This is a genomic window from Mangrovibacter sp. MFB070 (genome assembly GCF_000705335.1).
Taxonomy (GTDB): domain Bacteria; phylum Pseudomonadota; class Gammaproteobacteria; order Enterobacterales; family Enterobacteriaceae; genus Mangrovibacter; species Mangrovibacter plantisponsor.
On the sequence record NZ_JJMI01000052.1, the window covers coordinates 114,016 to 129,885 of the forward strand.

Consider the following 15,870-nt stretch of genomic DNA (forward strand, 5'->3'; position numbering starts at 1 on the left):
CACGCGGAAATACCGATTATTTTCGCGCGAAAATGTTAAATATTACTAATTCACTCCTTTGCCTGATACAAAAGAGTGAATTGGTCTTACCACTGATTTAATGCCAACAAAAGTGATGAATAACCTGGGTTATCAGTTCTTGTGTGGGTTTGATAAACCGGGTTTCCAGGTATTCGTCCGGTTGATGCGCCTGGTTAATGGAGCCAGGGCCGAGCACCAGAGTAGGGCACAAAGTTTGAATAAACGGCGCTTCGGTACAGTAGTTAACGACTTCTGTTGGTGTGTTGAGCAGTTTTTCCACCACTGCGACCAGTTCATGGTTCACCGGGCATTCGTAACCGGGAATTGGCGGATGTAGTTCGGAAATATCCAGACGGCCAGGCCACAGGTTGCTGACGGGAGATAAGGCCTCTTGCAGCAAGCCATTTAAATCATCCAGTGTCATGCCAGGTAACGGGCGAATATCCATATGCAATTCACAGCAGGCACAAATACGGTTGGATGCATCACCGCCGTGAATATGGCCCAGGTTAAGTGTTGGATATGGAATGGTGAACGCATCATGGTGGAAGCGGGATTTCAGGTCGTCACGCAACGCCATGATATGGCCAATTGCATCGTGCATCAGTTCAATGGCGTTAATGCCCCGGGCGGGATCGCTGGAATGCCCTGATTGCCCGGTGATCCGGATGGCGCTGGACATATGGCCTTTGTGTGCACGCACTGGTTGCAATGAGGTAGGCTCGCCAATGATGGCGCAATCCGGGCGGATTTGTGTATTTTCTGCAAAATAGCGAGCACCGGCCATGGAGGTCTCTTCATCGGCGGTCGCCAAAATGTAGAGCGGTTTGGTCAGGCGGGTGACATCGATATCACGCAGTGCATCAAGAATGAAGGCAAAGAAGCCTTTCATATCTGCCGTACCCAGCCCGTAAAGTTTATTGTCGTGTTCAGTTAATGAAAACGGGTCGCGAGTCCAGCGCCCGTCGTCAAATGGCACGGTGTCGGTATGCCCGGCAAGCAGCAACCCGCCAGCACCCTGGCCGATACGGGCAAGCATATTAAACTTATTACGTGTACCAGGGACTGGCTGGACTTCAACCTGGAACCCGAGGTCGCCAAACCAGCCTGCAAGCAAATTGATTAAAGAAGCATTACTTTGATCCAGTGAACTTTCGGTTGCACTGATAGATGGCGTTGCTATCAACGCTCGATATATCTCGATAAAAGGCGGTAATTTCATCTTCACTGTTGACATGTCCTGGGTCACAATAGTATAGATAATCATGCAAAATTAATGAATAAAAATACATTAACATTGCTCAAAAATGAATCTTTTCTTGCTCTGCTGTTACAGGGCAAAGAGTAAACCAGTAATACGCGGTTCCGGCAGAGTCCGAAGCCAGGTTAAAAATGACGGAAAGAAGGTATACAACCCCAATGTTGAATACGCTGATTGTAGGTGCCAGCGGTTATACCGGCGCAGAGCTTGCTTCCTATGTGAATCGCCATCCTCATATGAACATAACCGCATTGACAGTGTCTGCGCAAAGTTCAGATGCAGGAAAATTACTTTCAAGTCTTCACCCTCAACTGAAAGGGATTGTGGATTTGCCGCTTCAGCCTATGTCTGATATTAGCGAATTTACACAGGGTGTTGATGTCGTTTTCCTTGCCACTGCCCACGAAGTCAGCCATGACCTGGCTCCGCAGTTTCTTGCTGCGGGTTGTGTCGTGTTTGATTTATCCGGTGCATACCGGGTTAATAATGCTGAGTTCTATACCCAGTATTACGGTTTTACTCACCAGCACCCAGATTTGCTCGACAGCGCCGTTTATGGCCTTGCCGAATGGCAGGCAGACAAAATTAAGCAGGCTGATTTAATTGCTGTTCCGGGTTGTTACCCAACAGCCGCACAACTGGCGCTGAAACCGTTGATTGATAATGGCCTGCTGGATCTCACTCAGTGGCCGGTTATCAATGCTACCAGTGGTGTGAGCGGTGCCGGGCGTAAAGCGTCACTGTCTAACAGTTTCTGCGAAGTCAGCCTGCAGCCGTACGGTGTGTTCACCCACCGGCACCAGCCTGAAATCGCATCGCATCTTGGCGCTGATATTATTTTCACCCCGCATCTGGGGAACTTCCCACGCGGCATTCTGGAAACCATCACCTGCCGTTTGCAGGATGGAGTCACTCAGCAGCAAATTGCGGCGGTGTACCAACAGGCTTATGGTGATAAGCCGTTGGTTCGTCTTTATGAAAAAGGTATGCCTGCACTGAAGAATGTTGTTGGTTTACCATTCTGTGATATCGGTTTTGCCGTACAGGGGCAGCATCTGATTGTTGTCGCCACGGAAGATAACCTGCTCAAAGGCGCAGCTGCTCAGGCGATGCAGTGCGCAAATATTCGGTTCGGTTTTACAGAGACTCAGGCTCTTATTTAAAGCAATCAGGTGAGATGATGAATCCATTAATTATTAAGTTAGGCGGTGTTCTGCTGGATAGTGAAGAAGCGCTGGAACGCCTGTTTGCTGCACTGGTTACGTACCGTGAGTCTCACCAGCGCCCTCTGGTTATCGTCCATGGTGGCGGGTGTCTGGTTGATGAATTAATGAAGAAACTTGCCCTGCCCGTACAGAAAAAAAATGGTCTGCGGGTTACACCGGCAGACCAGATAGACATTATCACCGGGGCTCTGGCTGGTACGGCAAATAAAACATTGCTCGCCTGGGCTCAGAAGCACCATATTGATGCTGTAGGGCTGTGCCTTGCGGATGGTGGCAGTGTTACCGTCACTCAGTTGGATGAGTCTCTGGGCCATGTTGGCCTGGCAAAACCGGGCTCTGATCGTTTGCTGAACTCACTGTTAGCCGGTGGGTTTCTCCCGGTAGTCAGTTCTATTGGCATAACAGAAGATGGCCTGTTGATGAATGTGAACGCAGACCAGGCTGCCACGGCTCTGGCTGCAACTCTGGGTGCTGATTTAATCCTGTTGTCAGATGTGAGTGGTATCCTGGATGGTAAAGGCCAGCGTATTGCTGAAATGACAGCTGAAAAAGCGGAGCAACTGATTGCTCAGGGCATCATTACCGATGGGATGATTGTGAAAGTTAATGCTGCACTGGATGCTGCGCGTACACTTGGACGCCCGGTAGATATCGCCTCATGGCGCCATGCGGAGCAATTGCCCTCGCTATTCAATGGTGTTGCGATTGGTACCCGTATCATTGCGTAACGCACTACACGTTTAACGACTCCATATGGTCTGCAGGGTCAGGCCTAATGCGCTCTTGAAGGAAAAGAAAATGCAAAATCACGGCATCAAAAAAGTTGTTCTCGCCTACTCCGGTGGTCTGGATACCTCCGCTATCATTCCCTGGCTGAAAGAAAACTATCAGGGCTGCGAAGTTGTCGCCTGCGTAGTGGATATTGGGCAGGATCGTGATGATCTGAAAGGGGTTGAACAAAAAGCGCTGCGTTCCGGAGCGATTGAATGCCACGTTGTGGATCTGCGTGAAGAATTTATTCGTGATTATGTTTATCCGGTACTGCAAACCGGTGCGCTGTACGAAGGCAGCTACTTGCTGGGTACTTCCATGGCTCGTCCGCTGATCGCTAAGGCGCTGGTGGATGTGGCGAAAAAAGTGGGTGCGGATGCACTGGCTCACGGCGCAACTGGTAAAGGTAATGACCAGGTTCGTTTTGAGTCTGCATGGGCTGCCCTGGCTCCTGGCCTCAAAGTCATTGCTCCATGGCGTGAATGGGATCTGCGTTCCCGTGAAGCATTGCTGGCATACCTGAAAGAGCGCGACATCCCGACAACCGCTTCTCTGGAAAAAATTTACAGCCGTGATGAAAACGCCTGGCATATCTCTACTGAAGGCGGTGTGCTGGAAAGCCCGTGGAATGCACCGAATAAAGATTGCTGGGTATGGACTGTTGACCCGAAAGAAGCGCCGGATGCCGCTGAGCAAGTCACCATTACTGTTGAGCACGGTAAAGTGGTCGCCGTGAACGGTGAAGCAATGAGCCCGTTCAAATGCCTGGAAGCACTGAATGTTCTGGGTTCCAAACATGGCGTTGGCCGTGTTGATATCGTGGAAAACCGCCTGGTGGGTATTAAATCCCGTGGTTGCTACGAAACCCCGGGGGGCACCATTATGATGGCTGCATTGCGTGCTGTTGAGCAGCTGGTACTGGACCGTGACAGCTTCAAATGGCGTGAACAGGTTGGCCTGGAAATGTCCTACGTGGTTTATGACGGCCGTTGGTTTGCACCGCTGCGCCAGTCTTTGCAGGCAGCTGCAGAATCCCTGGCAGGTGAAGTGAATGGTGAAGTGGTACTGGAACTGTATAAAGGCCGGGTAACTGCTATTCAGAAAAAATCACCCAACAGCCTGTACAGCGAAGAGTTCGCGACTTTCGGTGAAGATGAAGTTTACGACCACAGCCATGCTGGCGGCTTCATTCGCTTGTTCTCCCTGTCTTCACGTATTCGTGCGCTGAACGAACAGAAGAAATAAGTTTTTAGTTTTATCCCCCATGTTGCGTAGACACGGGCAATGTGGGGGCCTTTTTTAAACAGGATTCATGAATTACGGAGCGGATTATGGCACTTTGGGGCGGGCGTTTTACTCAGGCAGCGGATCAACGGTTTAAGCAGTTTAACGACTCATTACGCTTTGATTATCGGCTGGCTGAGCAGGATATTGTGGGTTCTGTCGCCTGGTCTAAAGCGTTGGTCACTGTTGGTGTGCTGACTGCAGATGAACAACTGCAACTGGAAGCCGCACTCAATGTTCTGCTGGAAGAAGTTCAGGCGTCGCCGGAAGCAATCCTGACCAGTGATGCTGAAGATATTCACAGCTGGGTGGAAGGCAAACTTATCGAGAAAGTAGGCCAACTGGGTAAAAAACTTCACACCGGGCGTAGCCGTAATGACCAGGTCGCAACTGATTTAAAACTCTGGTGTAAATCCCAGATTACTTATCTGCTCAGTGCCAGCCGTGAACTGCAAAAAGCGCTGGTAGAAACGGCTGAAGCTAATCAGGATGCCGTTATGCCGGGTTATACCCATTTGCAACGTGCCCAACCTGTTACGTTCGCCCACTGGTGCCTGGCTTATGTCGAAATGCTGGCGCGTGATGAAAGCCGCCTGCAGGATGCATTAAAGCGCCTTGACGTCAGCCCGCTGGGATGTGGTGCACTGGCCGGTACTGCTTATGAGATTGATCGCGAACAACTGGCCGGGTGGCTTGGCTTTGCTAGTGCAACACGCAACAGTCTCGACAGCGTTTCCGACCGTGACCATGTGCTGGAGTTGCTGTCTGGCGCATCTATTGGCATGGTGCATTTGTCGCGTTTCGCTGAAGACCTTATCTTCTTTAATACTGGCGAAGCTGGTTTTGTTGAACTGTCTGACCGTGTTACTTCCGGTTCTTCGTTGATGCCGCAGAAAAAGAACCCGGATGCACTGGAGCTGATTCGTGGCAAGTGTGGCCGTGTTCAGGGTGCATTGACCGGCATGATGATGACCCTGAAGGGGTTACCGCTGGCCTACAATAAAGACATGCAGGAAGATAAAGAAGGCCTGTTTGACGCACTGGATACCTGGCTGGATTGCCTGCATATGGCGGCGCTGGTACTGGACGGCATTCAGGTGAAACGCCCGCGTTGCCAGGAAGCAGCAGAGCAGGGTTATGCGAATGCGACAGAGTTGGCTGATTACCTGGTTGCGAAAGGTGTGCCATTCCGTGAAGCTCACCACATTGTAGGTGAAGCGGTGGTTGAAGCCATTCGTCAGGGTAAAGCGCTGGAAGCCTTACCACTGGTGGAATTACAAAAATTCAGTGCCACTATTGGTGAGGATGTTTACCCCATTTTATCTCTGCAATCTTGCCTGGATAAACGTGCAGCCAAAGGCGGTGTTTCTCCCGTACAGGTCACACTGGCAATTGCAGAAGCGAAGCAGCGTTTAGTTTAATCTTTGTTTGCTCCTTTAGCGCCCGGCTTTGGTCGGGCTTTTTTGTGCCCCGAACCAAACCGGAACCGGTGTGTGTTAAACAGGCAAAAAAAAGCGGACATTACTGTCCGCTAAACGTTCACGTTGGCTTTTTCATGTCAGAGAGAATCTCTGGTCGCAGCAATAAGTGAGGGTCATTTCACGTGCTTTGCTGCTGTGAGAGGCATTATGGCAAAAGATGCTTGATAGGGATAATCGCTGATTGCTATTCTATCTATCGCCAAGGGCTATCGTGGCCCCGGAGGGAGATGAATGAACATTCGTGATCTGGAATATCTAGTCGCGTTAGCCGAACACCGCCATTTTCGTCGTGCTGCCGATGCCTGCCATGTCAGCCAGCCTACGTTAAGTGGGCAAATTCGTAAGCTGGAAGATGAACTGGGTGTGATGTTGCTGGAGCGTACCAGCCGTAAAGTCTTATTCACTCAGGCAGGCTTGCTGCTGGTGGACCAGGCTCGCACGGTATTGCGTGAAGTGAAAGTGCTCAAGGAAATGGCAAGTCAGCAGGGAGAGACAATGTCAGGGCCATTGCATATCGGCCTGATACCTACTGTAGGGCCATATCTCCTGCCCCACATTATTCCGGCGCTTCACCAGGCTTTTCCAAAACTGGAAATGTACCTGCATGAAGCCCAAACCCATCAGTTGCTTGCGCAACTTGATAGTGGAAAACTGGACTGCGCTATCCTTGCGTTAGTGAAGGAAAGTGAAGCTTTTATTGAAGTTCCACTGTTCGATGAGCCGATGCTGCTGGCCATTTATGAAGGGCACCCATGGGCTGATCGTGACCGTGTACCGATGTCCGATTTGTCTGGCGAGAAATTGTTGATGCTGGAAGACGGGCATTGCCTGCGTGACCAGGCAATGGGGTTCTGTTTTGAAGCCGGTGCCGATGAAGATACGCACTTCCGGGCAACCAGTCTTGAAACCCTGCGTAATATGGTTGCGGCTGGCAGCGGTATTACATTACTGCCAGCCCTCGCGGTTCCTCACGAAAAACGCCGTGATGGTGTGGTTTATCTGCCGTGCTATAAACCTGAACCCCGCAGGACAATTGGCCTGGTATATCGCCCCGGCTCACCGTTGCGCAGCCGTTATGAACAGCTGGCGGAAGCCATCCGTAAACAGATGGCTGGTCACTTCGACAGTGCGCTAAAACAGGCGGTTTAAGCCGTTCAGCGCTGCTACCCGGTAAGCTTCTGCCATTGTCGGGTAGTTAAAGGTGGTGTTAACAAAGTACTCTATCGTGTTACCACCACCTTTCTGTTCCATGATTGCCTGGCCGATATGAATAATCTCTGCGGCACGCTCTCCAAAACAGTGTATCCCCAGGATTTCTTTCGTTTCGCGGTGAAAGAGAATCTTCAGGGTGCCAACATTCATACCAACAATTTGCGCCCGTGCCAGGTGTTTAAACTGTGCCCGGCCCACTTCATACGGCACTTTCATTGCTGTTAGCTGTTGTTCTGTTTTACCCACCGAACTGATTTCCGGAATGGTATAAATTCCCGTTGGGATATCTTCAACCAGGTGTGCGGATGCTTCACCTTTAATAATAGCCTGAGCCGCGATACGCCCCTGGTCATAGGCAGCAGATGCAAGGCTTGGGTAACCAATCACATCCCCCACTGCGTAAATATGGGGCTGTGCAGTTTGGTACATACTGTTTACTTTCAGCAACCCTCTGCTGTCCGCTTCTAACCCAACATTCTCAATCGCCAGTGAATCAGTGTTACCCGTGCGCCCGTTGGCATACAGCAGGCAATCGGCTTTGACTTTCTTACCGGATTTAAGGTGGACAATCACACCATCATCAACACCTTCAATTCGCTCGTACTCTTCGTTGTGGCGAATAACAACACCACTATTCCAGAAGTGATAAGAAAGCGAATCTGACATCTCCTGATCCAGAAATGCCAGCAACCTGTCACGGGTGTTGATCAGGTCAACCTTGACGTTCATTCCCCGGAAAATTGAGGCATATTCACAACCAATCACACCCGCGCCATAAATAATGACATGCTTCGGCTCATGGTGCAGATTGAGGATGGAGTCACTGTCGTAGATTCGCGGATGGGAGAAATCAACATCCTGTGGGCGATAAGGCCGGGAACCACAGGCAATAACAAATTTTTCTGTTGTTATCTGCTCGATGGTACCGTCATGATATTCAAGCTCAAGTGTATGCTCATCGACAAACGACGCATTACCCTGGTGAATTTCACAGTGGTTACGTTCGTAGAACCCCTGGCGCATGCTGGTTTGTTGGCTAATAACATTTTCAGTGTGGTTCAGTATATCAGCGAAGGATGAGCGCAGAAGTCGGGAATGGTCGCTATATAGTGGGTTTTGGTTGAATTCGATAATACGGCTGACTGCGTGACGGAGCGCTTTCGACGGGATGGTGCCCCAGTGGGTACACCCACCGCCGACATTATGATATCGCTCAACGACGGCGACTCTGGCCCCTTGTTTCACCAGACCCATTGCAGCACCTTCGCCGCCAGGGCCGGACCCAATTACTATTACGTCATAATCGTAGGAATGTGGCATGGTAAGGCTTACCTGTTTTTATACATTAGAGCAACATGATAGTAACATTCATAGGGCAATAACCCAATATAGATTGGGTGAATTTTATTCTGACGTAATATTGCCCATATAAACAATCAGTCACAATCCTGGACAAGTCAGCAGGTTCGATTCTCTGGTATAGTGCCACAAGGAGTAGAAGGATTCAGGCGACCATGATGGGTGTAAGAGCGCAACAAAAAGAACGTACTCGCCGTTCGTTAATCGAGGCTGCATTCAGCCAGTTGAGTGCTGAGCGTAGTTTTGCCAGCCTGAGTTTACGTGAAGTTGCGCGTGAAGCTGGTATTGCGCCCACGTCGTTTTATCGGCATTTTCGTGATGTTGATGAACTGGGGCTGACGATGGTTGACGAGAGTGGCCTTATGCTGCGTCAGTTGATGCGGCAGGCCAGGCAACGTATTGCCCGTGGTGGGAGTGTTATTCGGACATCGGTATCCACCTTTATGGAGTTTATCGGCAACAACCCCAATGCATTCCGCCTTCTTCTCCGCGAACGTTCGGGAACTTCTGCTGCGTTCAGGGCAGCGGTTGCCCGCGAGATCCAACATTTTATTGCGGAACTTGCGGATTATTTAGAACTCGAAAATCGTATGCCGCGGTCATTTACAGAGGCACAGGCAGAAGCAATGGTCACGATTGTGTTCAGTGCGGGTGCTGAAGCTCTGGATGTCGATATAGACCAACGGCGGCAGCTTGAAGAGCGCCTGGTGTTACAGTTGCGTATGATTTCTAAAGGGGCTTACTACTGGTATCGCCGCGAACAAGAAAAGATGGCACAACATTCCGAGGAGTGAAGGACGAGCAATGAAACAACCTGGTCAAGAAAAAGCGACTCTGCTACTGGCGCTCATCGCCGGTTTGTCCATTAATGGCGCGTGTTCAGCGCTGTTTAGTTCAATTGTACCATTTTCCCTGTTTCCCATAATATCCCTGGTGCTGGCGGTGTATTGCCTGCATCAGCGTTACCAAAATCGTACTATGCCTGAAGGGTTACCGGGGATTGCCGCCGCCTGCTTTATCCTGGGCGTGTTGGTATACAGTGCCGTTGTGCGTGCTGAATACCCGTCAATTGGTTCTAATTTCCTGCCATCAGTGCTGTCTGTTGTGTTGCTGTTTTGGATTTTTTACAAACTGCGTGCGCGCAGCGAAAACAGCTAATAACCTGTTTCAGGTAACAAAAAAGGCGCTGATGCGCCTTTTTTGTTGGTGTGCTGGTGCGCTTATTTTTTGCGGAGCAATACGCCACATTCCATATGATGGGTATAAGGGAACTGATCAAACAGTGCCAGGCGTGAAATGTGGTGCGTTTGGGAAAGGGTTTGCAGGTTATTGCATAAGGTTTCCGGGTTGCAGGAAATATACAAAACCTGCGGGTAAGTCTGCACCATTTTCAGTGTTTCATCATCTAATCCGCTACGCGGCGGATCGACAAAAATGGTATTACACTGATAGCTTTGTAAATCAATACCTTCCAGGCGGTTAAATGCCCGGGCACCTTGCATGGCCTGGGTAAATTCTTCTGCAGACATCCGGATAATTTGTACATTATCGATATGGTTTGCCGCAATGTTGTACTGTGCAGCCGCAACCGACGGCTTGGCGATTTCGGTTGCGAGTACCCGGTCGAAGTTACGTGCCAGCGCCAGTGAAAAATTCCCGTTACCGCAATAAAGCTCCAGTAAATCCCCGGTCGCGCCCTGAGTCACGTTCAGTGCCCATTCCAGCATTTGAATGTTCATGGCTGCATTTGGCTGGGTGAAGCTATTTTCCACCTGGCGGTAAACCATTGGTTTCCCGGCCACAGGCAGCGTTTCATCCACAAAGTCCTGGTCGAGCATGATTTTTGTTTTTGTTGCCCGCCCAATCAGATGCACATTGAAACCCTGTGCTCGCAGAGTATCGCGCAGTTGCGTTGCCGCAGCACGCCACTCGTCATCCAGCGCACGGTGATACAGTAAAGAGACAACTGCCTGACCACTCAGTGTGGATAAGTAGTCCAGTTGAAATAACTTCTTGCGCAGCACGGGTTGAGCGCGCACGGCATCCAGTACAGCAACCATCAGTGCATTAATCAGCTCGCTTGCTGCCGGAAAACTGTCTACCCGAATGCGCTGGCGGGTTTGTTGGTCGAAAATAATATGATAAAGATCATCACCTTCATGCCAGACCCGGAATTCGGCCCGCATGCGGTAGTGGCTGACCGGCGAGCGAAACACCTCTACATCCGGCGCTGCAAAAGCGGCCATCATCGCTTTAAGGCGAGACACTTTTTCAGCCAGTTGAGCGTCATACTGTTCTGTCGGGAGATGTTCGGGGGTCATACCTGCTGTCCTGAATAAGAAATTACGCGGGGATTGTAGGGAATGGTGGCGTATTGTCCAGCCCCGTTATTATCAAATTCAATTTTCGGAAGTCTGGACATCTATATAGGGCGAATGTAGCATGCATTTTCCGGCCTCCGTGAGTTAAAAGGGAATCCAGTGTAAATCTGGAGCTGACGCGCAGCGGTAATAGTTGGTTGGATGATGGCGTTTATCGCAAACACTGCTTATTTTCTGCATTAAACAGAATTCAGGTGGGAAGTTTTCATCCATGTAAAACCATTAAGCCCGAAGACCTGCCGGATACACGTCGCAATTGATCACTCATCGCGTGCTATGGAGTGAGCCTGCGGCATCCTTAAGAATCTCCGGATGCTTATTTTAATGATGATAAAAAAACTCTCGCTGCTGACAGCCGCTTCTGTCACGGCTTTTTCTGCCTGGTCGCAAGACAATCAATCCAATACCATGGTCGTAACGGCCAGCCGTTTTCAGCAGCCTAAGTCAACAGTATTAGCACCAGTTACTGTTGTGACGCACGATGAAATTGAGCACTGGCAAGCAAAATCACTGGTTGATGTTATCCGACGATTGCCGGGCGTTGATGCCACGCAATATGGGGGAATGGGGCAATCATCCTCGCTATTTATTCGTGGTACTAATTCGAGCCATGTATTAATTCTGGTGGATGGTATTCGTCTGAACCAGGCCGGTGTTAGCGGTTCTTCTGATTTAAGCCAGTTTCCTGTTTCGATGGTGCAGCGTATTGAATATATTCGTGGCCCTCGTTCCGCTGTATATGGTTCAGATGCAATTGGTGGTGTGATTAATATCATTACCTCATCGGATAAAGTTGGTACAACGCTATCCGCGGGTATGGGGTCGAATGGTTACCAGAATTACGATATCTCTACTCAACAAAATATTAGTGATAAAACCCGGGTTACATTATTGGGTGATTACACTTATACCAAAGGTTTTGATGTCGTAGCCGCTGGTAATACCGGGGCAGCAGCGCAACCAGACCGCGATGGTTTTATGAGTAAAACCATCTATGGCGCAGTACAACACCAATTCTCTGATGCATGGAGTGGCTTTGTTCGTGGATATGGGTTTAGTAACCGTACCAGCTACGATGGTTATTATACGCCGGGCTATGCACTGGTTGATACTCGTCAGCTTTATAGCCAAACCTGGGATGCCGGGTTGCGCTACAACCAGGATATCTATTCATCACAACTAACCTCCAGTTATAGCCATACAAAGGACTATAACTACGACCCCGCGTATGGCCGTTATGACTCATCGGCCACATTAGATGATGTCCAGCAATATAATATCCAGTGGGCAAACACAGTCGTGGCAGGTAAAGGTAATGTTGGTTTTGGCCTGGACTGGCAGAAGCAAACGACAGAACCAGGAACAGATTACGTAACGGAAGGCTATGAACAACGTAATACGGGCGTTTATGCAACTGCGCTGCAAGCTTTAGGTCCTGTTACGCTCGAAGGTGCAGTGCGTAGTGATGACAGCTCTCAATTTGGCCGCCATGGTACCTGGCAAAGTAGTGCCGCCTGGGAGTTTATCAGCGGGTATCGGTTCATTGCTTCCTATGGTACGGCATATAAGGCGCCGAATCTTGGGCAGCTATATGGGTATTATGGCAACAGTGATCTCGACCCGGAAACCAGTAAACAATGGGAAGGCGCTTTCGAGGGGCTTACCTCTGGTGTCCAGTGGCGTGTATCAGGTTATCGCAATGAGGTGAAGAATCTCATTGATTACGATGATGCTGCAATGCGTTATTTCAATGTGGGTCGTGCAGATATTAAAGGCATTGAAGCGACAGCTTCTTTTGATACAGGGCCTTTACAGCATACTGTCAGCTACGATTACCTCGATGCTCGCAATGCCCAAACAGGTGAGATTCTTGCCCGGCGAGCAAAACACCAGGTGAAATATCAATTAGACTGGAATGTGTATGACCTGGATTGGGGAGTGACATACCATTATCTGGGGCAGCGTTATGACACGGACTACAGTACATACGAGAAAGTCAAAATGGGCGGTGTAAGTATATGGGATGTCGCAGTGTCATATCCTGTCACCTCTCATGTGACTGTTCGTGGTAAAATAGCAAACCTGTTCGATAAAAATTATGAGACAGTTTATGGCTATCATACTGCAGGACGAGAGTACTACTTGTCTGGCAGCTACACCTTCTGATGCAAGACCCACCGTCCTTGTTTTTGATTCCGGGGTCGGTGGGTTATCTGTTTATGATGAGATCCGGCATCTTCTACCGGATCTCCATTACATCTACGCTTTCGATAACGTCGCTTTCCCTTACGGTGAAAAAAGTGAGGAGTTTGTCGTTGAGCGTGTCGTCAGCATTGTTACTGCTGTCCAGAAACGCACTCCGCTTGCCCTGACTGTTATTGCGTGCAATACCGCAAGTACTGTTTCTCTGCCCGCATTACGTGAAAAATTCGCTTTCCCCGTAGTGGGAGTGGTTCCTGCTATTAAGCCAGCCGCGCGCCTGACCGCAAACGGGGTTGTGGGCTTACTGGCAACCCGTGGGACCGTCCGCAGGGCGTATACGCGTGAACTGATTGACCGTTTTGCTCATGAATGCCGTATTGAAATGCTGGGGTCTGCCGAACTGGTTGAACTGGCTGAACATAAATTACATGGTCAACCCGTATCCCTTGATGAACTGCGCCATATCTTGCGCCCGTGGTTAAAAATGGCTGAGCCGCCAGACACCGTCGTGCTCGGGTGTACTCATTTCCCTTTGTTACAAGAAGAGCTGGCCCAGGTATTACCGGAAGGTACGCGTTTGATTGATTCTGGTGCGGCAATAGCAAGAAGAACCGCCTGGCTATTAGAGCATGAAGCGCCAGATGCTAAGTCAACGGATGAGAATCTTGCTTACTGTATGGCACTCACGCCGGAAACTGCTTGTTTAATGCCCGTTTTATCTCGTTATGGGTTCCAAAAGCTTGAAGTATTGCCGCTTTTATCTCCAATTGAGTAAAAAAACAACGGTTGATAAAGTTTTTGCAAAACAGGGCTTGCCAGCTTCAGATTAGGCCCTATAATGCGCCTCCACTGACACGGCACAACGGCAAACAAACCGGCCTGTCAGGCAAAGTTAAGTGAAAATAAATGCTTGACTCTGCAGCGGGAAAGCGTAATATACGCAGCCCGCGCCACCCGGAAATACGGTGGCAACGCTCTTTAACAATTTATCAGACAATCTGTGTGGGCACTCATAAGCACTGATATCTTAACGTCGAAAGACGCTAAAAATTATCAAGTCTTAAAGAGTGACTAACAGTTAATTCATTACGAATAAACAGTTTAATTCTTTGAGCATCAAACTTTAAATTGAAGAGTTTGATCATGGCTCAGATTGAACGCTGGCGGCAGGCCTAACACATGCAAGTCGAGCGGTAACAGGAAGAAGCTTGCTTCTTTGCTGACGAGCGGCGGACGGGTGAGTAATGTCTGGGAAACTGCCTGATGGAGGGGGATAACTACTGGAAACGGTAGCTAATACCGCATAACGTCGCAAGACCAAAGAGGGGGACCTTCGGGCCTCTTGCCATCGGATGTGCCCAGATGGGATTAGCTAGTTGGTGAGGTAACGGCTCACCAAGGCGACGATCCCTAGCTGGTCTGAGAGGATGACCAGCCACACTGGAACTGAGACACGGTCCAGACTCCTACGGGAGGCAGCAGTGGGGAATATTGCACAATGGGCGCAAGCCTGATGCAGCCATGCCGCGTGTATGAAGAAGGCCTTCGGGTTGTAAAGTACTTTCAGTCAGGAGGAAGGTGGTGAACTTAATACGTTCATCAATTGACGTTACTGACAGAAGAAGCACCGGCTAACTCCGTGCCAGCAGCCGCGGTAATACGGAGGGTGCAAGCGTTAATCGGAATTACTGGGCGTAAAGCGCACGCAGGCGGTCTGTCAAGTCGGATGTGAAATCCCCGGGCTCAACCTGGGAACTGCATTCGAAACTGGCAGGCTAGAGTCTCGTAGAGGGAGGTAGAATTCCAGGTGTAGCGGTGAAATGCGTAGAGATCTGGAGGAATACCGGTGGCGAAGGCGGCCTCCTGGACGAAGACTGACGCTCAGGTGCGAAAGCGTGGGGAGCAAACAGGATTAGATACCCTGGTAGTCCACGCCGTAAACGATGTCGACTTGGAGGCTGTGCCCTTGAGGCGTGGCTTCCGGAGCTAACGCGTTAAGTCGACCGCCTGGGGAGTACGGCCGCAAGGTTAAAACTCAAATGAATTGACGGGGGCCCGCACAAGCGGTGGAGCATGTGGTTTAATTCGATGCAACGCGAAGAACCTTACCTGGTCTTGACATCCAGAGAATCCTGCAGAGATGCGGGAGTGCCTTCGGGAACTCTGAGACAGGTGCTGCATGGCTGTCGTCAGCTCGTGTTGTGAAATGTTGGGTTAAGTCCCGCAACGAGCGCAACCCTTATCCTTTGTTGCCAGCGGTTAGGCCGGGAACTCAAAGGAGACTGCCAGTGATAAACTGGAGGAAGGTGGGGATGACGTCAAGTCATCATGGCCCTTACGACCAGGGCTACACACGTGCTACAATGGCGCATACAAAGAGAAGCGAACTTGCGAGAGTAAGCGGACCTCATAAAGTGCGTCGTAGTCCGGATTGGAGTCTGCAACTCGACTCCATGAAGTCGGAATCGCTAGTAATCGCGGATCAGAATGCCGCGGTGAATACGTTCCCGGGCCTTGTACACACCGCCCGTCACACCATGGGAGTGGGTTGCAAAAGAAGTAGGTAGCTTAACCTTCGGGAGGGCGCTTACCACTTTGTGATTCATGACTGGGGTGAAGTCGTAACAAGGTAACCGTAGGGGAACCTGCGGTTGGATCACCTCCTTACCTTA

General features: G+C 50.0%; 12 protein-coding genes, 1 rRNA gene and 1 riboswitch. Of the genes, 10 read left to right on the forward strand and 3 right to left on the reverse strand.

From position 1 onward, the window contains the following. Positions 1 to 97: 97 nt before the first annotated feature. Positions 98 to 1,249, reverse strand: coding sequence for an acetylornithine deacetylase (gene argE, locus DT73_RS23060; protein WP_036115911.1), 1,152 nt, complete (start codon positions 1,247 to 1,249; stop codon positions 98 to 100). Positions 1,250 to 1,440: 191 nt separating this feature from the next. On the opposite strand from argE, the gene argC reads away from it, so the two are divergent. From argC to oxyR, 5 genes are all read left to right on the forward strand, one after another. Next, positions 1,441 to 2,445, forward strand: coding sequence for an N-acetyl-gamma-glutamyl-phosphate reductase (gene argC, locus DT73_RS23065; protein ID WP_036115868.1), 1,005 nt, complete (start codon positions 1,441 to 1,443; stop codon positions 2,443 to 2,445). Between the two features lie 14 nt (positions 2,446 to 2,459). Then, on the forward strand, positions 2,460 to 3,236 hold the full coding sequence (gene argB / locus DT73_RS23070; protein WP_072007007.1) for an acetylglutamate kinase: 777 nt from the start codon (positions 2,460 to 2,462) through the stop codon (positions 3,234 to 3,236). Positions 3,237 to 3,306: 70 nt separating this feature from the next. Then, positions 3,307 to 4,524 carry an argininosuccinate synthase gene (locus tag DT73_RS23075; protein ID WP_036115872.1) on the forward strand — a complete coding sequence of 406 codons (1,218 nt, stop codon included), beginning with the start codon at positions 3,307 to 3,309 and terminating at the stop codon, positions 4,522 to 4,524. An 86-nt stretch (positions 4,525 to 4,610) separates the two neighbouring features. After that, a complete protein-coding gene (gene argH / locus DT73_RS23080) occupies positions 4,611 to 5,984 on the forward strand; it encodes an argininosuccinate lyase (RefSeq protein ID WP_036115873.1) in 1,374 nt (457 codons plus the stop codon). 291 nt (positions 5,985 to 6,275) lie between these two features. Next, complete coding sequence (gene oxyR, locus DT73_RS23085) at positions 6,276 to 7,193, forward strand: DNA-binding transcriptional regulator OxyR (protein ID WP_036115876.1); 918 nt, start codon at positions 6,276 to 6,278, stop codon at positions 7,191 to 7,193. On the opposite strand, the gene sthA is transcribed toward oxyR, so the two are convergent. After that, a complete protein-coding gene (gene sthA, locus DT73_RS23090) occupies positions 7,176 to 8,576 on the reverse strand; it encodes a Si-specific NAD(P)(+) transhydrogenase (RefSeq protein WP_036115879.1) in 1,401 nt (466 codons plus the stop codon). The two genes, oxyR and sthA, sit on opposite strands and share 18 nt — an antisense overlap. Positions 8,577 to 8,770: 194 nt before the next feature. Between sthA and fabR the strand changes: the two genes are divergently transcribed. Both fabR and DT73_RS23100 read left to right on the forward strand, forming a co-directional pair. Further along, complete coding sequence (fabR, locus tag DT73_RS23095) at positions 8,771 to 9,409, forward strand: HTH-type transcriptional repressor FabR (RefSeq protein WP_036115881.1); 639 nt, start codon at positions 8,771 to 8,773, stop codon at positions 9,407 to 9,409. Positions 9,410 to 9,419: 10 nt separating this feature from the next. Beyond that, on the forward strand, positions 9,420 to 9,773 hold the full coding sequence (locus tag DT73_RS23100; RefSeq protein WP_036115883.1) for a YijD family membrane protein: 354 nt from the start codon (positions 9,420 to 9,422) through the stop codon (positions 9,771 to 9,773). A gap of 62 nt (positions 9,774 to 9,835) precedes the next feature. Here DT73_RS23100 and trmA read toward each other — a convergent pair whose 3' ends face one another. After that, positions 9,836 to 10,936 (reverse strand): tRNA (uridine(54)-C5)-methyltransferase TrmA, encoded by a 1,101-nt coding sequence (gene trmA / locus DT73_RS23105; RefSeq protein WP_036115886.1) that lies wholly within the window; start codon positions 10,934 to 10,936, stop codon positions 9,836 to 9,838. Between the two features lie 114 nt (positions 10,937 to 11,050). Next, a riboswitch (cobalamin riboswitch) is annotated at positions 11,051 to 11,255 on the forward strand. Positions 11,256 to 11,323: 68 nt separating this feature from the next. Between trmA and btuB the strand changes: the two genes are divergently transcribed. The 3 genes from btuB (at position 11,324) to DT73_RS23120 (ending at position 15,865) form a co-directional block, all read left to right on the forward strand. Continuing rightward, positions 11,324 to 13,162 carry a TonB-dependent vitamin B12 receptor BtuB gene (gene btuB, locus DT73_RS23110; protein ID WP_036115914.1) on the forward strand — a complete coding sequence of 613 codons (1,839 nt, stop codon included), beginning with the start codon at positions 11,324 to 11,326 and terminating at the stop codon, positions 13,160 to 13,162. Then, positions 13,107 to 13,973 (forward strand): glutamate racemase, encoded by an 867-nt coding sequence (murI, locus tag DT73_RS23115; RefSeq protein WP_036115889.1) that lies wholly within the window; start codon positions 13,107 to 13,109, stop codon positions 13,971 to 13,973. Before btuB ends, murI begins: the two co-directional genes overlap by 56 nt. Positions 13,974 to 14,323: 350 nt before the next feature. Then, positions 14,324 to 15,865, forward strand: a 16S ribosomal RNA gene (locus DT73_RS23120). Positions 15,866 to 15,870 lie beyond the last annotated feature (5 nt).